General features: G+C 71.7%; 18 protein-coding genes. 7 read left to right on the top strand and 11 right to left on the bottom strand.

Features of this window, described 5'->3' with window-relative positions:
- Positions 1–112: 112 nt before the first annotated feature.
- Positions 113–1,051, bottom strand: coding sequence for an acyl-ACP desaturase (locus tag MXD60_RS18915; protein ID WP_248820649.1), 939 nt, complete (start codon positions 1,049–1,051; stop codon positions 113–115).
- A 194-nt stretch (positions 1,052–1,245) separates the two neighbouring features.
- On the opposite strand from MXD60_RS18915, the gene MXD60_RS18910 reads away from it, so the two are divergent.
- Together MXD60_RS18910 and MXD60_RS18905 are read left to right on the top strand one after the other, a co-directional pair.
- Positions 1,246–2,010 (top strand): response regulator transcription factor, encoded by a 765-nt coding sequence (locus MXD60_RS18910; RefSeq protein ID WP_248820648.1) that lies wholly within the window; start codon positions 1,246–1,248, stop codon positions 2,008–2,010.
- Entirely contained in the window at positions 2,007–3,605 is a 1,599-nt protein-coding gene (locus MXD60_RS18905) for a sensor histidine kinase (RefSeq protein ID WP_248820647.1), read from the top strand. The genes MXD60_RS18910 and MXD60_RS18905 overlap by 4 nt, the downstream gene beginning before the upstream one ends.
- A 105-nt stretch (positions 3,606–3,710) precedes the next feature.
- Here the strand turns inward: MXD60_RS18905 and MXD60_RS18900 are convergent, their stop codons facing one another.
- The 4 genes from MXD60_RS18900 to MXD60_RS18885 all read right to left on the bottom strand — a co-directional run bounded on the left by MXD60_RS18900 (position 3,711) and on the right by MXD60_RS18885 (position 8,900).
- Positions 3,711–4,988 carry a cytochrome P450 gene (locus MXD60_RS18900; protein ID WP_248820646.1) on the bottom strand — a complete coding sequence of 426 codons (1,278 nt, stop codon included), beginning with the start codon at positions 4,986–4,988 and terminating at the stop codon, positions 3,711–3,713.
- A 74-nt stretch (positions 4,989–5,062) separates the two neighbouring features.
- Positions 5,063–6,544, bottom strand: a complete 1,482-nt coding sequence (locus tag MXD60_RS18895; protein WP_248820645.1) for a CoA-acylating methylmalonate-semialdehyde dehydrogenase — start codon at positions 6,542–6,544, stop codon at positions 5,063–5,065.
- A 112-nt stretch (positions 6,545–6,656) separates the two neighbouring features.
- A complete protein-coding gene (locus MXD60_RS18890; protein ID WP_248820673.1) occupies positions 6,657–7,820 on the bottom strand; it encodes an amidohydrolase family protein in 1,164 nt (387 codons plus the stop codon).
- A 198-nt stretch (positions 7,821–8,018) separates the two neighbouring features.
- A complete protein-coding gene (locus MXD60_RS18885) occupies positions 8,019–8,900 on the bottom strand; it encodes an alpha/beta fold hydrolase (protein WP_248820644.1) in 882 nt (293 codons plus the stop codon).
- Positions 8,901–9,133: 233 nt separating this feature from the next.
- On the opposite strand from MXD60_RS18885, the gene MXD60_RS18880 reads away from it, so the two are divergent.
- The gene (locus MXD60_RS18880) at positions 9,134–9,970 is read left to right on the top strand and encodes a FadR/GntR family transcriptional regulator (RefSeq protein ID WP_248820643.1); all 837 of its coding nucleotides are present in this window, start codon (positions 9,134–9,136) and stop codon (positions 9,968–9,970) included.
- Here the strand turns inward: MXD60_RS18880 and MXD60_RS18875 are convergent.
- Entirely contained in the window at positions 9,877–10,980 is a 1,104-nt protein-coding gene (locus MXD60_RS18875) for a helix-turn-helix transcriptional regulator (protein WP_248820642.1), read from the bottom strand. The two genes, MXD60_RS18880 and MXD60_RS18875, sit on opposite strands and share 94 nt — an antisense overlap.
- 98 nt (positions 10,981–11,078) lie before the next feature.
- Here MXD60_RS18875 and MXD60_RS18870 point away from each other — a divergent pair, with 98 nt between their 5' ends.
- Positions 11,079–11,498 carry a VOC family protein gene (locus MXD60_RS18870; protein ID WP_248820641.1) on the top strand — a complete coding sequence of 140 codons (420 nt, stop codon included), beginning with the start codon at positions 11,079–11,081 and terminating at the stop codon, positions 11,496–11,498.
- A gap of 32 nt (positions 11,499–11,530) precedes the next feature.
- Here the strand turns inward: MXD60_RS18870 and MXD60_RS18865 are convergent, their stop codons facing one another.
- Both MXD60_RS18865 and MXD60_RS18860 read right to left on the bottom strand, forming a co-directional pair.
- Positions 11,531–12,067: a DinB family protein gene (locus MXD60_RS18865; protein ID WP_248820640.1), complete on the bottom strand. Its 537-nt coding sequence runs from the start codon at positions 12,065–12,067 to the stop codon at positions 11,531–11,533.
- A 98-nt stretch (positions 12,068–12,165) separates the two neighbouring features.
- The gene (locus MXD60_RS18860) at positions 12,166–12,702 is read right to left on the bottom strand and encodes a DinB family protein (RefSeq protein ID WP_248820639.1); all 537 of its coding nucleotides are present in this window, start codon (positions 12,700–12,702) and stop codon (positions 12,166–12,168) included.
- A 229-nt stretch (positions 12,703–12,931) separates the two neighbouring features.
- Between MXD60_RS18860 and MXD60_RS18855 the strand changes: the two genes are divergently transcribed.
- Positions 12,932–15,865, top strand: coding sequence for a tetratricopeptide repeat protein (locus MXD60_RS18855; protein WP_248820638.1), 2,934 nt, complete (start codon positions 12,932–12,934; stop codon positions 15,863–15,865).
- An 18-nt stretch (positions 15,866–15,883) separates the two neighbouring features.
- On the opposite strand, the gene MXD60_RS18850 is transcribed toward MXD60_RS18855, so the two are convergent.
- A complete protein-coding gene (locus MXD60_RS18850) occupies positions 15,884–16,324 on the bottom strand; it encodes a hypothetical protein (RefSeq protein ID WP_248820637.1) in 441 nt (146 codons plus the stop codon).
- Positions 16,325–16,392: 68 nt separating this feature from the next.
- Positions 16,393–17,562, bottom strand: a complete 1,170-nt coding sequence (locus MXD60_RS18845; protein ID WP_248820636.1) for an amidohydrolase family protein — start codon at positions 17,560–17,562, stop codon at positions 16,393–16,395.
- 362 nt (positions 17,563–17,924) lie between these two features.
- Between MXD60_RS18845 and MXD60_RS18840 the strand changes: the two genes are divergently transcribed.
- Positions 17,925–19,325 carry a type I glutamate--ammonia ligase gene (locus tag MXD60_RS18840; protein ID WP_248820635.1) on the top strand — a complete coding sequence of 467 codons (1,401 nt, stop codon included), beginning with the start codon at positions 17,925–17,927 and terminating at the stop codon, positions 19,323–19,325.
- Between the two features lie 155 nt (positions 19,326–19,480).
- Positions 19,481–22,921: a pyruvate carboxylase gene (locus tag MXD60_RS18835; protein WP_248820634.1), complete on the top strand. Its 3,441-nt coding sequence runs from the start codon at positions 19,481–19,483 to the stop codon at positions 22,919–22,921.
- A 66-nt stretch (positions 22,922–22,987) separates the two neighbouring features.
- On the opposite strand, the gene MXD60_RS18830 is transcribed toward MXD60_RS18835, so the two are convergent.
- Positions 22,988–24,018 (bottom strand): HNH endonuclease (locus MXD60_RS18830; protein WP_248820633.1); only part of this gene is annotated, 1,031 nt, incomplete at its 5' end.

Here is a 24,018-nt window from a genome sequence, read left to right as displayed (position 1 = left end):
GCATGGGCTACACCAGGACACTCTGCAGTAACAGGACACTACGGACAGGCGCCGGAACGATCCGGGCCGGCCCGGCGTGCGCCTGACCGCGACCGCAGGTCAGGCCCGCAGGTCAGGCCGAGGCCAGCGCCTCGGACCGCCGCTCGGCCCGCGCCACGGTCCGGTCGAGCTTCTCCTGCTGCTGGGTGGCCGCCGCGTCCAGGCCGGCGAGGAACGCCGCGACGTCGTCACGGGCCTGCTCGCCGTCGGCGTCCAGCCCGTCGAGCTCGAAGAACCGCCACTGGCGCAGGATCGGCGTGACCACGTCGTCATGGTGGATGCGCAGGTTGTAGATGCCGGCGCGGGCGATCTGGATGGCCTTGCGGCGGAAGTCGCGGATCCCGACCCCGGGCATCTGGAAGTCGAGGATCTCGTCGCGGATCGCCCGCACCGTCCGGGACGGTTCGAGCTCCAGCGCGGCCGCGACCATGTTCCGGTAAAAGATCATGTGCAGGTTCTCGTCGGTGGCCACGCGGGTGAGCAGCTTCTCGGCGAACGGCTCCGCGCAGGCCCGGCCGGTGTTGCGGTGGCTCACCCGGGTCGCGAGCTCCTGGAACGACACGTAGGCCATCTCCCGCAGCGCGAAGGCCTCCTCCCGGTCGAAGCCCTGGCTCATCGCGAACATCCGGTCCCGCTCGAGGCCGATCGGGTCGGCGCCGCGGGTGACCATCAGGTAGTCGCGCATCGCGATCGCGTGGCGACCCTCCTCCGCCGTCCAGCGGTGCACCCAGGTTCCCCAGGCGCCCTCCTTGCCGAAGCCCTCCGCGATCAGCCGGTGGTAGCTCGGGAGGTTGTCCTCGGTGAGGAGGTTGAGCTCGAAGGCGATCCGCGCGGCCGCCGGCAGCTCCGACTGCCCGGGCTCCCAGGGCAGGACGTCGAAGTCCCGGCCCAGGCTCCAGGGGACGTACTCGTGCGGCATCCACTCCTGAGCCACGCTGAGGTGCCGGTTGACGTTGGCCTCGGCGACGGGCTCCAGCTCGCGGAGCAGATCCAGGTCCGTGGGGGAACTCATTGGGAAACAGTTCCAGAACAGCAGGCTCCCAACCATGGCCACCGGGTGTGGATTCCCGATCGCCGGACTGTTCCGCGGGATCAGTCGGCGCACTGCGCCCCGGCGCTCACATGAAACTCTCATGCTGCTCCGATGGACTTCGGGGCCAGGCGCCGCACCGTCTCGGCGGGAGACGACCCCGACAGGAGGCCGACATGGCGCGAACCCCGCGGGTGCTCGTCGTCGACGACGAGCCGAACATCGTCGACCTGCTCCGGATGGCGCTGCGCTTCCACGGCTTCGACGTGCTGACGGCCGGCACCGGCCGGGCGGCGCTGCGCCTCGCCGTCGAGGAGGCGCCGGACCTCGTCGTCCTCGACGTGATGCTGCCAGACGTGGACGGCTTCGAGGTGTGCCGCCTGCTGCGCGCCGGCGGCCAGGCGGTGCCCGTCGTCTACCTGACCGCCCGGGACGCCCACCGGGACAAGATCGCCGGGCTGACCTACGGCGGCGACGACTACGTCACCAAGCCGTTCGCCATCGACGAGCTGGTCGCCCGGGTGCGGGCGGTGCTGCGCCGGACCAGCCCGCCGGACACCGACGAGGGCCCCGGCGAGTCCGGGACGCTGCGTTTCGCCGACGTCGAGCTCGACCCCGACACCCATCTCGTCACCCGCGCCGGCGAGGCGGTCGAGCTGTCGCCGACGGAGTTCTTGCTGCTGCGGTACTTCCTGACCAATCCCAACCGGGTGCTCTCCCGCCTGCAGATCCTCGACGCGGTGTGGAGCCCCGACTTCGCGGGTGAGCCGACGGTCGTCGACCAGTACGTCAGCTATCTGCGCCGCAAGCTCGGCCGGCATGGCCCCGCCCTCATCCACACCCAGCGCGGCTTCGGCTACGCCCTGCGCCTGCCGCCGCCGCCGCCGGCGTCGCCGCCGCCGCCGGCGTCGCCGCCGCGGTCGGCCGGGGCGGGACGATGACGCTGCGGCTGAAGCTCATGGCGGGCCTGGTGGCCCTGTGCGCACTGGGCCTCGCCGCCGCCAGCGCGGCCAGCGCCTTCGCGCTGCGCTCCTACCTGTACGACCGGGTCGACCAGCAGCTCACCCGCCGCGAACTGGTGGGCGGTATGCCGTTGGCGACGCTGATCGCCCGGGCGGGGGCGCTGCAACAGGCCCGGCTCGAACGCGCCGCCGGCCCCACCGACTATCTCGTGGAGGTTCGCGGCGCGGACGGCCGGATGCTGCGGGTGACCGGTTCGGCCAGTCCGCCGCCGCCGAGCACCTGGCTGCTGGACGCGGCGGCGAGCGCCGGCCAGAGCCGGCCCGGGGCGTCCGGGCTCTCGGCGCCCTTCACCGTCGTGGCCAGCGGCGACCGCTACCGGGCGGTGCAGCGCACACTGCCGGACAGCACCCGGGTGCTCGTCGCGCTGCCGCTGCGTCCGGTCACGGAGACCGTGCGCCGACTGGTGCGGGTCGAGACCGCGGTCGGCGGCGCCGTCCTGGTGATCATGGCGGTGCTGGCCTGGTTCTGGCTCAGCCGCGGCCTGCGCCCGTTGCGGCAGATGATCGGCACCGCGTCCGCGATCGCCGCCGGCGACCTCGACCTGCGGGTCCCCCCGGGCCCGGCGCGCTCCGAGACCGGCCAGCTCGCCGCCGCCCTCAACGCGATGCTCGGCCAGATCCAGACCGCCTTCGCCGACCGGATCGCCTCCCAGGAACAGGAACGCCGCTTCGCCGCCGACGCGGCCCACGAACTGCGCACCCCGCTGACCTCCATCCGCGGCTACGCCGACCTGCTGCGGTCCGGCATGGCCCCACCGGCCGACGCCGACACCGCCCTGCGGCGCATCCAGGAGGAGGCGGTCCGGATGGGCACCCTGGTAGACGGCCTGCTCTACCTTGCCCACCTGGACGAACTGGCCCACCTGGACGAACTGGCTCACCTGGACGAACTGGCCCACCTGGACGAACTGGCCCACCCGTCGGAGCCCGATCCGTCGGGGCGCAGTGCGCCGCGGCGCACTGCGGACCCGCCGCGGCGCACCGAGCTCGACCTCGCTGCCATCGTCCGGGACGCGGTCGCCGACCTGCGCGCCGCCGCCCCCGATCGCCCGGTGCACGCGGACCTCCCCGCGACCTGCCTCGTCCTCGGTGACGCCGACGCGCTGCGCCAGCTGGTCGGCAACCTGCTGACCAACGCCCGCGTCCACACCCCACCCGACGCCTCGGTCGAGATCCGCCTGCGCCCGATCCCACCGGCGGCGACGAACCCGGCTGTCGCCGCCGGGCCGTCGCCGTCGCCGCAGCCCGTTCCGCCTGCTCTGGGGGCCGTGCTCGACGTCATCGACCGCGGCCCGGGCATGCCGCCCGAGGTCGCCGAGCACGTTTTCGACCGCTTCTACCGCGCGCCGGACAGTCGGGCGAGTGGCCGGGGCGGCAGCGGCCTCGGACTGTCGATCGTCGACGCGACGGCGCGGGCCCACGGCGGCCTCGTCGAGGTCACCAGCATCGTCGGCACGGGAACCGCCTTCCGCGTCCTGCTGCCCGGCACTGGTATGGAACCCTTCGCGTCTTGATGCGGACCGGCCCTGCCAGTACCTGAGACGGACAGATCGTCGATGACGATCCCGGACGGACAGAACGACGACGCATCCGGCGCCGACGCGAGTGCGATACACACCCTAGGCGACCGGTGTGAATTCCAGGTGCAGTTCGCTCAGGCCCCGTAGTAGCCAGGTCGGTTCGTAGGCGAACTGCCGGTTGCCTGCTGGCCCGTGGTGTTGTTCGGAGAGCCGGATATCGCGGGTGCGGTCGAGGATGCGCTCGAGAGTGATGCGGCCTTCGACGCGGGCCAGGGGGCCGCCGGGGCAGGTGTGGACGCCCCGGCCGAAGGCGAGGTGCTGGCGGACGTTGTCCCGGTCGACGCGGAACTCGGCGGGGCATTCGAAACGGCGCGGATCGCGGTTCGCCGCGCCGTTGAGCAGCATGACTGGGGTGCCCGCCGCTACTTCGACGCCGCCGATGGTGGTGCTGCGTCGGGCGAGGCGGAAGTCGACCTTGACCGGGCTTTCGAGGCGAAGCGTCTCCTCGATCAGTTCCGGAATGCCGTCGGGACGCGCTCGCAGTTCGTCCTGCGCCTCCGGGTGCTCGGCGAGGTACTTCAGCGCGGACGCGAGCAGCCTGGCGGTCGTCTCCTGGCCGGCGGCGAACAGGAACGTCGCCGCACGGACGACGGAGATGACCTCCGGGGTGGAACCGTCGGGGTAGGTCGCTAGCGCCATCTTGGTCAGGACGTCCTCGCGTGGCTCGCGCCGGCGGTCCTCGATGTACTGGGTGAACCACGTCTCCAGCCAGCCCAATGCGTCCCGGTCTTTGTCGCCGTGGTTCTCGTTGCCGATCTCGGCGGGTTTGGGACTGAGGCCGAAACCGTCGCGGAACCGCTGGTGATGCTCCGCCGGCACGCCGAGCACGTCGGCGACGGTGAGCATCGCGAACGGCTGCGAGTACTCCCGGACGAACTCACACCGCCCGCTGGCCAGGAACTCGTCGAGCTGCCGGTCGGCCAGCGCCAGGATGAACGACTCGTTCTCCTTGAGGCGTGCCGGCGTGAGCAGCCGCATCAGCAAAGCCCGTTCGCGGGTGTGGTCGGGCGGGTCCATCGTGACCATGTGCTCGCTCATCGGCAGCTGGTCTCGGTAACGATCGACGAGGTCACTGACGTCGTCACCCTCGAGGGGGACAGGGAACGTCGCGTAGGGACCCGCGAACGAGTTGCACGAGGAGAAGGTGTCGACGTTGCGGTACACGTCGTTGGCCTCGTCGTATCCAGATACCGCCACGACGCCGAGATGCGGCAGCGGCAGCACCGGACACTGCGCCCGCAGCGACTCGAAATACGGATAGGGGTCTTCGACGAGGGACTTGTCGTTGAAGAAGTCGATCGTAGTCCAGTCGGGCATCGCGCTCTCCTTCGATCTTTCAGTTGCGGGCGTGCCGACGGCGTTCGTGGGCGCCCCGCCTACGGGGCCGCGAGTTACCGGTTCGTGGGGAAGCCGAGGTCGACAAGGCTCGGGGTGGCATCGGGCCACCTCGTGGTGATGACCTTGGGACGGGTGTAGAAGCGGATTCCTTCCGGCCCGTAGATGGGCGCGTCCCCGAACAGGGAGGCCTTCCAACCGCCGAAGGAGTGCCAGGCGACCGGAACGGGCACGGGGACGTTGATGCCGACCATCCCCACCTCGACATCGCGGGAGAAGCGCCGTGCCGCGCCACCGTCGCGGGTGAACACGGCAACGCCGTTGCCGTACGGGTTGGCGTTGACCAGGGCCACGGCCTCCTCGTACGTGTCGACGCGGACGACGCTGAGCACAGGGCCGAAGATCTCGTCGTCGTAGACCGGCATGCCGGGCCGGACCTGGTCGAGCAGAGCGCAGCCTACGAAGAATCCGTCACCCTGATCGGTCGCGCCGTCCACGACGACCAGAGCCCCGTTGTCCGCGGCCGCGTCTATGTAGGAACGGACGCGGTCCCGATGTTCGCGGGTGATGAGGGGGCCCATCATGGACGCGTCGTCAACGGCGGGACCGACGACGACGTCGGGGATCCGGGCGGCGATCGCCGCGACGAGCGGATCGGCGACAGCTCCGACAGCGACCACGACCGAAATTGCCATACACCGCTCGCCGGCTGATCCGTATCCGGCGGAGACCGCCGCGTCGGCGGCGGCCGCTATGTCCGCGTCGGGCAACACGACCAGGTGGTTCTTGGCTCCGCCGAGGGCCTGGACCCGCTTGCCCGCGCGGGTCCCGGTCTCGTAGATGTGGCGGGCTACCGGTGTGCTGCCGACGAACGACACGGCGTCGACATCCGGGTGGCCCAGGAGCGCGTTGACCGCGGTAGCGCCGCCTTGCAGCACGTTGAACACGCCGTCGGGGAAGCCGGCGCGCCGCACGAGCTCGGCGAGCAGCAGCGAGGCCGAGGGATCCTTCTCCGACGGCTTGAGGATGAAGGCGTTACCGCAGGCGAGGGCATTGGCCATCATCCACAGCGGCACCATGACCGGGAAGTTGAACGGTGTGATGCCAGCGACGACGCCGACGGGATGCAGCTCGGTGTGGACGTCGATCCCGCGGGAGGCCTCCGTACTGTGCGAGCCCTTCAACAGGTGCGGGATGCCGCAGGCGAACTCCACGCACTCCAGCCCGCGAGCGACCTCGCCCAACGCGTCGGTGTGGACCTTGCCGTGTTCGCCGCTGACGAGTCTGGCGAGCTCGTCGCGGTGGCCGTCGAGTAGCTCGCGCAGCCGGAACAGCAGGGCCGCACGCCGGCTCAGCGACGAGTCCGCCCAGCCCACCGCGGCGTGCACGGCGGCTTTCACCGCCTCGTCGACCACCGCCTGGGAGGCGAGGTGGACCTGGCCGATCTGTACGCCCCGGGCCGGGTCGTACACCGGCCCGAAGTGACCCGATACCGAGAGCACGGGCCGGCCATCGATCCAGTGTCCCAACGTCTTCATGACTCGTCGCTCCTGACTGCGCTCAACGGGGCACCGGCCTGCCCGCTGCCGGCAGGGACGGGGCGGCAACGGGGAGATGTGTCACCGGCTGGCCGGCACTCGGCGCCGGCGCTCAGAGCCGGTAGAGCTTCCTCGCGTTTTCGCCGAGGATCTTCGCGCGGGCCTCGCCAGACAGCGTCGCCAGCTTCGCCTCGACGCTCTGCAGCGGGTTCGGGTAGAGGCAGGTCGGGTGCGGGAAGTCGGTCTCGAACAGGATTCTGTCCTCGCCGACCGCCTCGATGAGGGCCGGTAGCTTGTTTCGGTTGTTCTCGAACCAGAAGGTGGCGTAGATGTTGCTGCGGAAGTAGTCCGAAGGCATCTTCTTCAGCTGGGCCAGCTCGTCGGGTGCGTTTTCGGCCATCTCGTAGTCGAGCGCCTCAAGAATGAACGGGATCCAGCCGACGCCGCTTTCCACCGACACGGTCTGCAGGTCTGGGTGGCGGTCGAAGATACCCGCGAGGATCAGGTTCGTCACTACCCGTGCGTTACCGATGAAGAGCAGCGTGCCACCGATCGCGAGCTTGGTGTTCGGCCCGTGGGACTCCCACGGGTACTTCCCGTAGAACGTCATGCCGGTGATGCTGGCGCCGATGTGGAAGTGCACCGGAAGCCGCAGCTCGGCGCAGACCTCCCAGAACGGGTCCCATGCCCGGTTCGCCAGGTCCGGTGATCCCAGATCCTGCGGGTCGGAGGTCATGTTGACGCCGCGAGCCCCCAGCGCGGCGACCCGCTTCGCCTCGTTGACGCACAGGTCGACGTCCCATGCGGGCATCAGTGGCAGCGGCAGCAACCGGTTGTTCGACTCGCTCTGGATCTCCGCCATCGCGTCGTTGTAGATCTCGATGGAGAGCCTGGTGAGGGCGGGGTCGTCCGACAGGCCGAGGTCCTGGCCGCCGAGACCGATGGTGCTCGGGAAGATGATCTGGGCGTCGATGCCGCACTCGTCCAGCACCTGGAGCCGGACGCTCGGGTCGTGGGCTCCGACGTGTATCTCGTCGATCGTCCATTCGAACAGCGCCTTGTTGGCGCTCTCCTTCTTGCCGTCGCGGCCGATCACGCCACCGGCGCTGTAGATGCCGACCGGCTTCCCGTCGAAGACCCACATCTGCTGGCCGTCGATTTTCTCCACGCGTGGAACCCGGTCGCGGAACTGGGCCGGTGCGCGCTTGGTAAAAAGATCGGGTGGTTCGGACCAGTGTGAGTCCGAGTCGACCACGAAGAGACCGTTACTCGTCATGGGTGCCGATGCTAACTGCCCGCCGAGCGGCGCGCAATTGTCTCTGACTGACATGGAACAACGGCTCCGCAGGTCCTGGAAAATCATGGCTGATGGCGCGCCGAAAAGTTATTCGGAACGCGCGGCAAAACCGTGCAGCGCCCTCTGGGCGGCGCGTTGGAAGGTCGGTTTGACCAGACCGGACCTTCGCTCGGCCTGTCAGGCTTCGTCGAAGAACTCCAGGAGAAGGGGGGCTGCCAGCACCCATGGACCGAACAGGTCGCCAGTGCCCTCGCTCGCGGCGACGAGGGCGCGCTCCCAGGCATTCTCGGGCCAGGGCGGCTCGACCAGGCGGGATCCCTCGATGAGGGAGTGCACCTCCAGAGACGTCCGCTTCGGATGATCGTAGTCCTTCTCACCACCACGGATGATCAAAGCGGGGACCTTGATCTGGTCGAACTCCCAGTCACTCACTCCCGGGATGGGCTCGTTGGGTTTCGGAACGAAGGCGTCCAGCCAGCGGTTCATCACCCGTTCGAACCTCGCACTGCCCAGCGCGAGTAGCCGGTCAGTGTTGCGCGGGTTAACGGCGATGGCGTCGGCCCACCCGCCCGCGGCACCGGACATCTTCAGGATGCCCTCGATCCCTTTGGCCCGGACGGTCCGCAGCTCGTCGAGGACGTACACCTGCGCGAGCGACATGGTGCTGAACGTGCCCCCGACGATCGACCACACCGCGAGCCTGCGAACCAGCTGAGGCCACATCATGGCGAAGATGATCGAGTCGCGCGCGCCCCCGGAGCCCCCGGCCACCAGGACCTGCTTCAGGTCGAGCGCCCGCAGCATCAGGCCCAGGGTCTCGGCCCGCATGTGGGACTCCGAACGCCCGTACAGCTGGACGTCGGACTTCCCGCAGTTCGGCCGGTCCCACAGCAGGACGCGCTTGCCGCCCTCGGCCAGCGCATACGCGAGTTCGTGCAGGCCGCCGGCATCCTTGCCGAAGCGGCCTCCCGGGGTGAGGACAACGATTTCGCCCTCCTTCGGGCCGACGAACTCGTACACGACGACCCCGCCGTTGATCTCGATCTCCCGATCAGCCACGGCCCTCCTCCGGCATCTCCTGAGCATCCGTCGCATCCGGTGTCCTCGTACTGGGGACGCACGGACCCCGGACCGCGACACGCCCGGCTCCCGGCGAGTCCGTCCTAGTCGACTCGCCCAACAGGCTAAATCATATAGATTGATCATTTGCGACGCAACGAACATCTCAATCATTCGGATGGCGGGGCGCGTGCTGCTACGGTTCCAGTCCTATGGGGCGAGAGGAACGGCAGTTGATCGTTGATCAGCGTGCGCCGCACGTCCATGTGCCGAAGGTGGCGGAGCTCGTCGCCGCCGAGTTCCGTCGCCGGATCGTCGGCGGCGAGCTTCGCGAAGGTGCCGAGCTTCCGCGAGAGTCGGACATGCAGGAGGAGTTCGGCGTCAGCCGTCCGAGTCTGCGCGAGGCACTGCGAATCCTCGAGACCGAGGGCCTTGTCCGCATCCGTCGCGGGAAGATCGGTGGCGGCGTGGTCAGACGCCCGACCGTCACCACCGCCGCCTACCACCTGGCCCTGACCCTCAGGGCCAACTCGGTCACGCATCAGGACCTGGCCACCGCCCGGCTGGCGATCGAGCCCAGCTGCGCCGCGTTGGCGGCAGAGCTGTCCGATCGACGGACCGTCGTCGATGAGCTCACCCGCCTCGTCGACGAGAGCGAAACCCTGCCCTCGATCTCGGCGTTCACCGCGGCAGCCCAGGCGTTTCACCTTCGGCTGACCGAGCTGTGTGGAAACACGACCATGACGCTGCTCGCGGGCACGTTGGAAGCCGTCTGGAGCTTCCAGGAGTCCCGGGTCGCCCGGGTCACCCTCGACGCCGAGGACCGGCCGGACCAGTCGGACGTGCTGAGGATGCGCAGACGGGCCGTCACGTCACACCGACGCCTCATCGCCGCGATCGACGCCGGCAACGGCGATCGGGCCAGCCGCGAGATGCGCAGACACATCACCGACATGCAGCAGAGCGTCATCGGGACCTACGGCCCCACTGTGATCGATCTGGCCACGACACCGACCGCGGGATCGCCGCACCCACGGGCGCAGCCGTCCGCTTCTGCCAGCGGTTCCTGATTCGAAGCCGGCGCCCCATAAAGGGTGGCGAGGGCCCTGGCGGCGTGGATGAGGGCGGCGCGCAGGTCGGGTGGGTCGAGGACTTCCAGATCGGGGCCCAGGGTTAGCAGCTCGCCAGTGGCGTGGCGGACTGATTCGATCGGGATGTGGGCGCGGACCCAGCCGTCCGGCTCGGGTTTACCCGCGGTGTCCGCAATGGCGCGGCTGACCGCCGGGGGCAATCGGTACGGCGCCATTGCCAGGCCGGTCGGCGACAGTCGGATCGTTGCCTGGGCTCGGTAGACGCCAGCCTCGTAGCGCGCGGTCCAGGTGGTCCAGTAGGCGGCGAGGTCGAAGTCGGCGGGGCGGTCGAACCGATCGTCGGTCATTGTCAGCGACAGGATCCTCCCGACGCGGTACGTCCGCGGTTCCGTGGAACTCCCGTCCGGCGGGGCGGCCGGGCTGGCGGCGGCCACCAGGTACCAGGTGCCGCTCTTGAGGACCACGCCGAGCGGTTCGAGGAGCCGTTCCACCTCCCGCGGCGTTCGCCAGCGCTGGTAGACGACCCGGACGCGACGCTGCGACCACACCGCGGCGGCCACGTCGGCGAGTGCGGGGGTGTCCTCGGTGCCGCGGAACCAGCCGGGCGCGTCGAGGTGGAAGCGTGCGCGGGCTCGGCCGGCCCGCTCGCGCAGCGGCTCCGGGAGCGCTGCCAGGAGCTTCAGTTCGGCGGTCGCGGCGAGCGCGCCGAGGCCGAGGTCGTCGGCGGCGGTCGGCAGGCCGGCGAGGAACAGCGAGTCGGCCTCGTCGGCGGTCAGGCCGGTGAGGCGGGTGCGGTAGCCGGCGAGCAGCCGGTAGCCGCCGGCGGCGCCGCGGTCGGCCACGACCGGAACCCCGGCCTCGGCCAGGGACTCCAGGTCACGGTGGACCGTGCGGACGGAGACCGCCAGCTCCTCGGCGATCTGGCGCGCAGTCAGCTTGCCGCGGGTCTGCAGCAGCATCAGGACGGAAAGCAGCCGGCTGGCGCGCATGGGGCTGATTCTCGCGCAGCAATCCTGACAGGAGAAGTCAGGTTTCCGGTCGAGGATGGGTCAGGTCAGCGACTCGCCAGACCGGAAAGAGGATCACTATGGGTGCGACGGAGACCGTGGCGACGGCTACCTGGGCTGGCCTGATGTTGGACTGTCCGGATGCCAGGGCGCTGGCCACCTTCTACGGCGAGCTCACCGGCTGGGGCGTCGCGGGCGCCGCCGACGGCGACGGCCCCTGGGCCTACCTGACGCCGCCCGGGACGGAGATCATGATCGCCTTCCAGCAGGTGGCGGACTATCGGCCGCCGCGCTGGCCGAGCCCGGACGCGCCGCAGCAGTTCCACCTGGACTTCCGGGTCGCCGACCTGGCGGCGGCGGTCGGCCTGGCGGAGCGGCTCGGCGCCACCCAGGCGGACCACCAGCCCGGCGGCGAGCGGTGGCGGGTGATGCTGGACCCGGCCGGCCACCCGTTCTGCCTCTGCCCGCCCGCCCCCGCCGAGCCGGCGCAGGCCGGCTGACCAGCGGGGCGGGACGTGATCGGCGGTTGGCCTCAGCCCATGGTGCGGCGGCCGTCGATCGTCTCGCGCAGGATGTCGGCGTGGCCGCTGTGCTGGGCGGTCTCCCCGATCAGGTGCACCAGGACGCCCCGGGCCGACCGGTACGCTCCCGGCTGGAACCAGGGGCGCGCGGGCAGCAGGTGGGTGTCATCGAGGCTCGCGACCTCCTCGGTCACGATCCGCTCGGTACGGCGGGCGACCGCCTCGTAGTACGCGAGCACGCCGACCAGCGTCTCGCCCGGCAGCAGGTCGAACTCATCCGCGCGGGTCGCCAGGTCGTCCTCGAACGCCTCCGGGCCGCTGAGCACGAAGGACAGCCAGCGCTCCTCGACGAGGGCGACGTGCTTGACGATGCCGGCGAGGTTCAGGGCGCTGACCGTCGGCCGCCGGCTGGCCTGCTCGTCGTCCAGGCCCTCCACGGTTTCGAGCAGGAAGGCGCGGCGGGTGGCCAGGGTCTCCAGAAGTACGGCCCGCTCCGGGTCGGTGGTCGGCGCGGGCGTCTCGGTCGTCGTGCTCGTCGCGGTGGTCATCGGGTGCCTCCCAGGGTTGTCGCGTCCTCGTCGTCACCGACCCTAGGAGTAATTGAGGTCAGAACCTGACCGCAATCAGCTCGGTCATCTCGGGGCAGTCAGCCCATGGTGCGGCTGCCGTCGATCGTCTCGCGCAGGATGTCGGCGTGGCCGCTGTGCTGGGCGGTCTCGCCGATGAGGTGCAGCAGGACCTGCCGGACCGACCACCGCGCGCCCGGCTCGAACCAGGGGGCCGGGGGCAGGGGATGCGCGTCGTCGAGGCTCGCGACCTGCTCGGTGATGATCCGCTCGGTGCGGCGGGCGACCTCGTCGTAGCGCGCGAGCACGCCGGCGAGCGTCTCGCCCGGCTGCAGATCGAACTGCTTCTCACGGTCGTCGCTCGCGCCGGCGAACGCGGTCGGGCCGGCGAGCACGAAGCCCAGCCAGAGTTCCTCGACGAAGGTGACGTGCTTGACGAGGCCGGCGAGGTTCAGGGCGCTGACGGTCGGCCGCCGGGTGGCCTGCTCGTCGTCCAGGTCGCGCACGGTGTGGCGGAGGAACGCGCGGCGCCCGGCGAGGGTGGTCAGCAGCTCCGTCCGCTCGCTGTCGCTGGCCGGGGCGTGCGGCTGGCTCGTCGTGCTCGTCGCGGTGGTCATCGGGTGCCCTCCAGGTCGTCGTCGCGTCCTCGGCATCACCGAGCCTAGGAGGGATTGCGTTCCGCACCTAACCGAAATTGGGGCGGCAACAGCGCGGCGTGACGTCGCGACCGACCGTGTGCCGATTTGTGTCCGCCCCATCACTCTTCCGGATCGGAGCGGTGAGAGGATATGACCGTTTACGGCGTATCGCTGACTCGAGCGGGCTCTTTTTCCAGGGGGTGGGCCGGTGGCGGACGGTCTGTCCCGCGCGGAGATCGATGCGTTCGCTGCGGCGTTCTCGCGGCAGGCGTCGGCGCGGCTGGTCCTGATCACGGCCGGTATCCCCGTCGAGCGGCACCCGTGGGAGTCGCCGAACTCGATGGAGTTCTGGTCGACGGTATCGACCGAGCTGTCGAACGGCATCCTGACCGGTGGCCGGGCGCGGCTGCTGGCAGCGGCGCGCCAACTGAACCCGGACCAGCTGCGGTCCACCTCGGCGGCCGCCGCCGCCGACGGGTCGGGCGCGGGCGGCCAGGGGCTTGACGGGCCGGCGGCGGGCCTCGCCCTGGGGCCGGTCGCGTGGGAGGTACCGCGGACGGCCGGGCGTCTCGTCGGCCGGGAAGCGGCCAGTGCTCGGCTCGACGCGGCGGTGGCCGCCGCGCCGATGACCGCGGTGACCGGGATCGCGGGAATCGGGAAGACCCGGCTGGTCGCCGACTACGCGCACCGGCACCGCGCCGACCTTGACGTGGTCTGGTGGGCTGACGCGGGGCGCGGCGAGCTGATCGGGGACCGGGTCCGCGAACTCGCCCCGCGGCTGGACCTGCCGTCCCGCGCCGAACCCGCGGCCGTGCTCGCCCAGCTCGACCGGACCGGCTGCCGATGGCTGCTCATCCTCGAGGACGCGGCGGACCCGGCCGAGCTGCCCGGCTGGCTGCGGCCGGCCGACTCCGGCCGGATCCTCGTGACGTCACGCAACCCCGACTGGGACCAGGTCGGCGAGGTCGTCGCGCTCGAGCCGTTGGAACGGACGGAATCGGTGGCACTGCTCGCCGATCGGGTCCCCACCGTCGACCGGTCCGGGGCCGCCCTGATCGCGCAGCGCCTCGGGGATCATCCGCTGGCCCTGGAACAGGCGGCCCGCCGGATGGGCCAGGACCGCCTCCCGGCCGACCTCTACCTGGCGGTCCTGCGCGACACCCCGGAGCGGGTGCTCGGCGAGGGAGACGTACCCGGACGGCCCGGGGTCACCGTCGCCACCCTGTGGGACGAGCCGATCCGTCAGGTGGCCGCCGAACATCCCGCGGCCAGCGAGCTGCTGCGCGTCGCCGCACACGCCGACGACACCCCCCTGCCACTGTCGGTGATCGATTCCGACCCGCTGGAGCTGGCCGGTTCGGTCGCCGCCCTGGAACGCGCCGGCCTCGCCCACCGCGACGGCTCCAGCCTGGCCCTGCACACCCTGGTCCGCACCGCCGTCCGCGCCGACACCGGCCCTGACCAGGCCGACCGGTACGTCGACACGCTCGGCCGGCTGCTGCACGCCGCCCTGCCGGAGAACATCGCCGGCAACCCGGCCGCCTGGCCGACCTGGCGCGAACTGCTCCCGCACGCCCTCGCGACCCTGGAGGCGACCGAACCGTCCGCCGACACCCCGCGCACCGCCTGGCTGGCCGAACACACCGCCGCCTACCTCGCGGAGCAGGGCCATCCCGACCGGGCCGTCCCCCTCGCCACGCGGGCGGCCGCCGCCCACGAGCGCCTCGACGGCCCCGACCACCCGGACACCCTCACCGCCCGCGAAACCCACATCCGCGTCGCCCTCGAAGCCGGCCGCGTCGACGAAGCCGGCCCGCTGGCCGCCCGCAACGCCACCGACCGCGAACGCGTCCTCGGCCCCGACCACCCGGACACCCTCACCAGCCGCGATTCCCTGGCCAGGGCCTACCAGCAGGCCGGCCGGCTCGACCACGCGGGCGCCCGCTTCCAGGCCAACCTCGCCGACCGGGTACGAGTCCTCGGCAACGAACATCCCGCCACGCTGGAGAGTCGCCATCGACTCGGGGCCGTTCTCGACGACGTCGGCCGCAGCGACGACGCCACCCGGATCCTGCGTTCGACCATGACCGCGCGTGATCGCATCCTCGGAGCCGACCACCCGGACACCCTCCGCGGACGTCACGATCTCGCGCTCGCCTACCGCAAGATCGGAGCGACCGGCGACGCCGCGCCCCTGTTCGACCAGACCCTGGCCGCCCGCGAACGCGTCCTCGGCCCGAACCATCCCGACACCCTGAACACCCGCCACCAGCTCGGCATGACGTATCACCAGGCCGACCGCGCAGACGAAGCGGCTCGGGAACTCGACGAAGCCCTCACCGGCCGCGAGCATGTCCTAGGGCCCGACCACCCCCGCACGCTCGACTCCGCAAACGCCCTCGCCCGCGCCCACCTCGACGCCCGGCGGCCGGAGGCGGCCGTTGCCCTGTTCGACCGTGCCCTGGCCGGCCGCGAGCGCGACCTTGGCCCCGACCACCCGGAGACCACCGAGAGTCGACGTGGCCTCGGCACCGCCTACCTGGCGAGCGGCCGGCCGGACGACGCGACGCCGCACTACGAGCGCGTGCTCGACCGCCACGAGCGGGTGCTCGGCGCGGCACATCCGTCGACGCTGGCGGCCAGGGACGAGATCGCGAACATCTACCGGAACGCGGGGCGGCCCGAGTCAGCCCGCCACCATCTCGAACGACAAGTGAGTGAACGCGCCCGAACCCATGGGGTGGCCGATGCCCGGACCCTGCGCGCCGTGGATCAGCTCGCCGAGGTCCACGGCCAGACCGGCCGGCTGCCCCAGGCCGTCGACCTGCGGGAACGCGCTCACGCCATCCGCGAGCAGACTCTCGGCCCCCGCCACCCCGACACCCGCGTCAGCCGCGACGCCCTCGCCGGCACCTACCGGCAGGCCGGCCGGGCCGCGGACGCCGTCCCGCTCTACCGGCAGGCCCTCAACGACGCGATGCGCGAGGAGGGACCCATGCATCCCGACACGATCGGGGCCCGCCGCACCGTTGCCGACAGCGCGGAGCAGGCCCGGGGCGAGCGGTCAGCGGGCCTCGAACGGCCGGCCCTGCCCGAGCGCACGCCGCCGGCAGAGCCCGGTCGTCTGCACCCCGGCCCGTGACGGCCGGCCGCGCGTGGGTCAGCGCGGGTCGCCGGAACCGTCTGGCCGCGAAGGCGTGTCATCGTCCTCGGTAGGCCGACCGAAGTTCTCCAGCCGGTCGAAGAGGCTCTGCCTGCCGCCGTCTCCTGCCGGCCGCGCGTCCGTCTGGCGATCCGCATCCTCTCGCGAGTCGGTCTCGCTGCTCCGTCCGGCTGCCTCCCGCTCTGCCAGCAGCTTGTCGATCAACTCCCGGTTTATGCGGTCGAGCAACTGCTGACCCCATTCCGCTTCCTGCCGGGCGGCGCGTTGTTGGGACCATTCCTCGTCCATCCGGGCGTTCGAGGCGTGGCTGAACGAGCCGTCCCAGTCGACCGGGCGCAGCGGGGGGTCGGGCTTGGGGGTCGGTGTGGACTGGTCCGCGGCGGAGTCGTCGGCGGACGGGTCGGGGTCGGGCTGGCTCTCGGCAGGGGCGTCGGTCATGGCGGTCCTCCGGTTACTGAGACTGCCAGTGATGATCCCACTGCTGCCGGTTCGCCGGTATCGGGTGGTCAGGACAGGCCGTAGACGCGGTGGGCGTTGTCCGTGCAGATCATTCTGGCGATGCGGGTGGCGTCGGCGGGGGTCCAGGCGTCGTCGTCGATGCCGTCGTTGAGGAAGGTGCCCAGGCCGCGGCGGAACAGGACGGCACCGAGGAGGAACAGTTCGGCGAGGGCGAAGGCGTCGGTGGAGAACAGGAACTTGGCGAACGGGGCGAGTTCGAGGGCCTGCGCGATGAGCGCGGCGGAACCGCGGCCGGTGTTGTGTACCGCGAGGCCGAGGTCCAGGTGCACGTTCCCGAAGACCTGCGCGAGATATGCCGCCTCCCGGTGGTACGGGTAGCAGTGCAGCAGCAGCACGCCGACGCCGGTCGGGGCGATAGCCCGCAGCAGGCCGGTGAGCAGCAGCGGGTTGCCGCGGGCGAGGTCGAGGTCGCTGTCGCCGTAGCCGGCGTGGATCTGCACCGGCAGTCCGGCGTCGACACCGCACCAGATGAGGAACGAGTGCAGCAGCGGGTCGTGGAGGCGGATCGGCGCACCGGCCCGGATCTCGTTGATCCAGGTGCGGGTGGCGGCGGCGACCGCTCGCTCGCTGGGCCGCCGCGCCGGCAGGTCCAGCCCGGCGCGGTACGCGGCGACGGACTTCACCGCGACCGTCGACGGGCTACGGGCGGCTATTCGGTCGCGTACCGTGTCGGCGAGGTGGCTGAGGCCGATCTGGCCGGTGAGCACGTCGACGGCGGCGAGCTCGGCGACCCGTTCGAGTCGCAGGACGTCACGCCCACGGCCACCGGTGAACGCGGCGAGCTCGGTGGCGCTGGTCAGCGGCTCGGGTTGGAAGCCGGTGTCCACGCAGAAGATGGCGATGCCCGCGGCGGTGAGCAGCCGGCGGTGGACCTCCTCGTAGCCGAGTTCGGCCCGGCGTTCCAGGTAGGTCTCCGGGTCGGCGTGCGGCGGGAGGTCCAGGACCGGCGCGCACCAGCGGCGCAGGGCGAACCCGACCTGGCTGTCGAACACGGTCGTCCCGGCCGGGCCGGGGGCGTCGGCCTCGGTGAGCATGCTCTCGAACTCCGGGCGGGTCAGGTCGCGCTGGACGAGTCCATGACAGTGGTGGTCGACCAGCGGATGATCGACCAGCGGGTGGCCGACGAGTGGATGATCGGCGAGTCCGAGGCGCTCCATCCTTGGGAGATCCCCCTGGAGGGGCCGCTCATGCCTCGCAGCCTTGGCAACGGAGAGTCATCTATGTTTGTGCACATGACTTGTGGATAACCTGTGGATGACTACGGTCTCCCTGGGGACAGTCGGAACGATAACCCGTGATGTTGGCGTGTTCTCATACTTTCTTGTTGGGAAGACAACTGTGGAAAACCCGGCTTCGCAACGGGCGTGACGCACGGTTACGGGCAGAGTGATGCGCCTCTGTCGCGACATTCCGTGACAGCCGTCGGGGTCGAGCTGGCGTCTGCTCGCGCGTCCCGCGCGGCGGACTGCCCGCGGGCGCGCAACCATGACGGCCAGACGGCATCCGCGGGAGGCGATGGATGAACGGCACCCCGGGCGGCGGGCGGGAGCGCGAGCGGCTCGCCGCGGCGGCCCAGAACGCGGCGACGGACCTCGCGGTCCGTGGGGTGGTCTGCGTGGCCTGCACCTTCGTCGACAACAGCGGGATCAGCCGGGTCAAGGCGGTCCCGGTCGGCCGGCTGGACGCGGCCGTGCTCTGGGGGATCGGCGCCTCGCCGGTCTTCGACGCGTTCCTCGCCGACGACTGGATCACCGCCGGCCGCTTCGCCGGCGGCCCCGTCGGCGACCTGCGGCTGCACCCGGACCTGAGCCGGCTGGTCGTGCTCGCCGCCCAGCCTGGCTGGGCCTGGGCGCCGGCGGACCGATGCGACCAGGACGGCGCGCCGCATCCCCAGGACAGTCGGGAGCTCGTCCGGGTCCAACGGAACCGCCTCGCCACGCGCGGCCTGCGCGTCGTCATGGCCTTCGAGATCGAATGGGTGGTCGCCCCCGCGGCCGAAACCGGGTTCGTCCCGGCCACGCGGGGTCCCGCCTACGGGATGACCCGGGTCGTCGAGCTCGGCGACTACCTGCGGGACGTGGTCACCGCGCTGACCGAGGAGGGCCTGGCCGTCGAGCAGATCCACCCCGAGTACGCCGCCGGCCAGTTCGAGGTCTCGGTCGCCGCCCAGGATCCGCTCGAAGCCGCGGACACCTGTGTGCTGGTCAAGGAAACCGTGCGCGGCGTCAGCCTGCGCCACGGCCTGCGCGCCTCGTTCGCGCCGCAGGTCGTCGCGGGCGAGGTGGGCAACGGCGGCCATGTCCATCTGAGCCTCTGGGACGAGCGTTCCGACGCGAACCTGATGGGCGGCGGCGACGGCGGCCCGGTCGGGCTGACGGCGGTCGGCGAGGCGTTCGCCGCGGGCATCCTCGCCCGGCTGCCCGCGCTGATGGCGCTGGGTGCCCCGACGGTGGCCTCCTATCTGCGGCTTTCCCCGTCCCGGTGGGCCGGCCCGTATGCCTGCTGGGGGCGGGAGAACCGGGAGGCCGCGGTGCGGATGATCCCCGGGCCGCCGGCGGCCGGGGGGCGCGCGGCGAACGTCGAGGTGCGGTGTTTCGACCTGGCGGCCAACCCGTACCTGGTCACGGCCGGCCTGCTCGCCGCCGGGCAGGCCGGACTCGCCGCGGACGCCCGGCTGCCGCCGCCCGTCGACGTCGACCCGGCCGCGCTGGACCCGGCCGAGCTGGACCGGCGCGGCGTCCGACGGCTCCCCACGAGTCTCGCCGCCGCCGTCGGCGCGTTCGAGGCCGACGATGTCCTGCGGGCGGCGTGCGGCACCGCGCTGCACGACACGATCGCCACCATCAGGCGGGCCGAGATCGACCGGTTCGCCGCCGTCGACGCCGAGGCCCTCGTCGCCACGACCCGCTGGCGGTACTGAGTGGGCCCGCGTTCCGGGCCCGCCGAGGTGCGCCGGTGGGCGTCGAAGCAGGAGATGTTCGTCCCACGCCGGCACGAGTGACCCCAGTCACGTTACTTTGGCGCGTGTGCGCGTCACGACCCCACAATGAGGCGCACCCGTCCGAGGAGCCGCGTGTGCACAAGGTTCTGGTCGCCAACCGTAGCGAAATCGCCGTCCGCGTCTTCCGAGCAGCCCACGAACTGGGCCTGCGCACGGTCGCCGTCTACACCCCGGAGGACGTCTCCGCCCTGCACCGGACGAAGGCCTCCGAAGCATATGAGATCGGCGGTCCAGGGCATCCCGTCCGGGGCTACCTCGACATCGACGCCCTGCTCGCCGTGGCCAAGCAGGCCGAGGTGGACGCGCTGCACCCCGGCTACGGGTTCCTCTCCGAGTCGGCGGTGCTCGCCGAGGCGTGCGCGGCGGCGGGCATCACCTTCGTCGGCCCGCCGCCGGCGGTGCTGCGCCTGACCGGGGACAAGGTGGCGGCCCGCGACGCGGCGATGGCGGCCGGACTGCCGGTGCTGCGGGCGTCCGCGCCGCTGCCCGACGGAGCCGGCGCCGCCGAGGCGGCCGAGCAGGTCGGATTCCCGCTGTTCGTGAAGGCGTCCGCCGGCGGCGGTGGGCGCGGTCTGCGCCGGGTCGAGCGGCCCGCGGACCTCGCCGACGCGGTGGGCAGCGCGTCCCGGGAGGCCGCCGCGGCGTTCGGCGACGGCACCGTGTTCCTGGAGCAGGCGGTCACCCGGCCCCGGCACATCGAGGTCCAGGTGTTCGCCGACGGCTACGGCAACATCATCCATCTGTACGAGCGGGACTGCTCGGTGCAGCGCCGCCACCAGAAGGTCGTCGAGATCGCCCCGGCGCCGCGCCTCGACGAGGCCCTGCGCGCCAGCATCTGCGCCGACGCGGTCCGCTTCGCCCGGCACGTCGGCTACGTCAACGCCGGCACCGTCGAGTTCCTCCTCGGCGCCGACGGCAGCTACACCTTCATGGAGATGAACCCCCGCATCCAGGTCGAGCACACGGTGACCGAGGAGGTCACCGGCGTCGACATCGTCGCGGCGCAGCTGCGCGTCGCCAACGGGGAGAGCCTCGCCGACCTCGACCTGGCGCAGGAACGGATCACCCTGCGTGGCACCGCGATCCAGTGCCGGGTGACCACCGAGGACCCCTCGGACGGCTTCCGGCCCGACACCGGCACGATCAGCTTCTACCAGTCGCCAGGCGGCCCCGGCGTCCGCCTCGACGGGGCGACGTATGCCGGCGCCGAGGTCAGCCCGTACTTCGACTCGCTGCTGGTGAAGCTGACCTGCCGCGGCGGCACCCTGGAGAAGGCCGCCCGCCGTGCCCGTCGGGCGCTGGGCGAGTTCCGCATCCGCGGCGTCCGGACGAACATCGACTTCCTGTCGATGCTGCTGGCCGACCCCGACTTCCTCGACGGCGGGGTGACCACGTCGTTCATCGACGAGCGGCCTGAGCTGCTCGCGCCCGGCCGCGGCACCGACCGCACCAGCCGCATGCTCGCCCGGCTCGCGCAGAGCACCGTCAACGGCTTCGCCCGCCCGGCGACGCCGCTGGTCGACCCGCGGATCCGCCTGCCCGAACTGCCGTCGCCGGCGGCTGGCGTGGCCACGACCGTGGAGGTCGGATCGGGCGCGCCGGTCGGCGCCGGACTGGCCGTGCCGGCCGGCTCGCGCCAGCTGCTCGCGGAGCTCGGGCCGGCCGGCTGGGCGGCCCGGCTGCGTGCGCAGGAGACGTTGGCCGTCACCGACACCACCCTGCGTGACGCCCACCAGTCGCTGCTCGCGACCCGGCTGCGCAGCTTCGACATTCTGGCGGCCGCGCCGACGTTCGCGGCGCTCACCCCGAACCTGCTCAGCCTGGAGGCGTGGGGCGGGGCGACGTACGACGTGGCGCTGCGCTTCCTCGCCGAGGACCCGTGGGAGCGGTTGGCGGCGCTGCGCTCCGCCGCACCGAACATGTGCCTGCAGATGCTGCTGCGCGGCCGCAACGCCGTCGGCTACACCCCGTACCCGGATGACGTGGTGCGGTCGTTCGTCGCCGAGGCCGCCGCCACCGGCGTCGACATCTTCCGGATCTTCGACGCGCTGAACGATTTCGAGCAGATGCGCCCGGCGATCGAGGCCGTTCTGGAGACCGGCACGGCGATCGCCGAGGGCACCCTCTGCTACACCGGCGACCTGTCCGACCCCGGCGAGCAGATCTACACCCTCGACTACTACCTGCGCCTCGCCGACCAGCTCGCCACCGCCGGCGTGCACGTGTTCACGATCAAGGACATGGCCGGGCTGCTGCGTCCCACCGCCGCGTCGACGCTGGTCACGGCGCTGCGCGAGCGGTTCGACCTGCCCGTCCACCTGCACACCCATGACACCGCCGGCGGTCAGCTCGCCACCCTGCTCGCGGCCTCGGCAGCCGGGGTCGACGCCGTCGACGCCTGCGCCGCTCCGATGTCCGGCGGCACCAGCCAGGTGAACATGTCGGCTTTGGTCGCCGCGACCGACCACACCCCGCGGGCCACGGGCATCGCCCTGTCGGCGCTGTCGTCGATGGAGGCCTACTGGGAGGCCGTCCGCGACCTGTACGCGCCGTTCGAGGCCGGGCTGCGGGCGCCCACCGGCGCCGTCTACCGCCACGAGATCCCCGGCGGGCAGCTCACGAACCTGCGCCAGCAGGCGATCGCCCTCGGCCTCGGCGACCGCTGGCCGGCTGTCCAGGAGGCCTACGCGGTCGCCAACGAGCTGCTCGGCAAGCCGATCAAGGTTACGCCGACCAGCAAGGTCGTCGGCGACCTCGCGCTGTTCCTGGTCGGCGGCTCGGTGGACGTCGACACGCTGCGCGAGTTCCCCGAACGCTACGACCTGCCCGCCAGCGTGCTCGGCTACCTCGCCGGGGAGCTCGGCACCCCGCCCGCCGGCTTCGCCGAGCCGTTCCGCGAGCGGGCGCTCGCCGGGCGCCACCCGGCCCCACCGAACGCCGCGCTGGACGCCGCCGACGCCGACGAGCTCGCCGCCGGTGGCACCCGCCGGCGCGCCGCGCTGTCCCGGCTGCTGTTCCCCGGCCCGTGGAAGGACTACCTCGGCGCCGTCGACAGCTACGGCGACTCGTCGGTGATCCCGACAGAGGGCTACCTGTACGGCCTGCGCCCCGGGCAGCCCGTCGGCGTCACCCTCGAAACCGGCGTCGAGATCATGGTCGAGCTGGAGACCCTGTCCGAGCCGGACGACACCGCCATGCGGACCCTCTACCTGCGAGTCAACGGCCAGCCCCGGCCGGTGCGGGTCCGCGACGCGTCGATCACCGCGACCACCACCGCGGCCCGGCGCGCCGACGCGGGCGACCCGAACCAGATCGGCGCCGGCCTGCCCGGCATCGTCACCTTCGTCGTCGCCCCCGGTGACACCGTCGCCGCCGGCCAGAAGCTCGCCGTCGTCGAGGCGATGAAGATGGAGGCCGCCGTCACCAGCCCGGTTGCCGGCACCGTCGCGGAGCTCGTCCGCACCAGCGGCGACTCCGTCGAGGTCGGCGACCTGCTCCTCGTCCTGCGGCCATAGACGCGGCAGGCGGGTCCGGGATCTTTCCGGGCCCGCCCCGCCAGGCGTGGCGCCACTCCGTCCCCGTCACCCCCCAGGCGACCACCGTTGGAAGAGGACGAAGAGTGATTCGTCGAGGCTGAAGGGTCCGCCGTCGCGGGTGTGGATGGTGGTGGGGGTGATGTGGTCGGTGGCGGTGGTGAGGTCCGCGGTCGTGCGGCTGGGACCGGGCGGTGGCGGGGTGCTGGTGAGGATGGTGTCGCCGTGGCGATTGTGGACGGTGACGGTGCCGTCGGGTGTTCGGGTGAGGGTGAGGTCGTGGTCGTGGAGGGCGCGGTGGTGGGTGCCGCAGACGAGGAGCAGGTTGTCGATGTCCGTGGCGCCGCCCTGCTCCCAGGGGGTCAGGTGATGAATATGCAGCCATCGGGTGTGGTCGCAGGTGGGGTACTGACAGCGGCCGTGGTCGCGGGTGTAGATGGCGTCGCGGAGGCTGCGGCTGGGGAGTCGTCGTCGGCGGCCGAGACGCAGGGGGTTGTGATGGAGGTCGGTGAACAGGGCGCGGAGGTGTCCGTCGCAGCCGAGGCGGCGGATGACGGCGGCGGGTAGGCCGAGGGTCCAGCCGCCGATGGTCCCGGTCCCGGCGGGTAGCCCGCCTGTCGGGGCGGTGCGCGGCGGAACACCATGATCGCCGCTGGTGGGTGAGCCGGGTGCGGCGGGGGGTGCGGGATCAGCGGTGATGTGGATGTTGAGGGTGTGGTGGGGGTCGGTCAGGGTGGGGGCGCCGTGGTGGAGGAAGGCGTCGGCGAGGGCAACGAGGGCGTCGGCGTCGCGGGTGCGGTGGCGGGGTCCTGGCAGAGGCGTTCCGTCGGCCAGGGGATGTTGGTCTGCGGGTTTCGGGTCGGTGTTGTCGGTGTCGGGGGGATTGGTGGGTGGGGTGGTGGTGTCGAGGCTGGTGGCGGCGGCGTCGAGGGCGGTGAGGATGAGGCCGGCGTCGTCGGGGGGTAGGACGGCGGTGAGGCGGACCATGCCGTTGGGTTCGGCGCGGAGGGTGAGGCGGCGGGTGTCGCGTTGGGTGGCAGGGTCGGTGGTGATTGCGTGGGCGGCGGCGACGAGGCGGT

It is taken from the genome of Frankia sp. AgB32, assembly GCF_023243045.1.
Lineage (GTDB): Bacteria > Actinomycetota > Actinomycetes > Frankiales > Frankiaceae > Frankia.
Note: the sequence above shows the minus strand (reverse complement) of the source record. Positions and strands in the feature narration are given on the sequence as shown.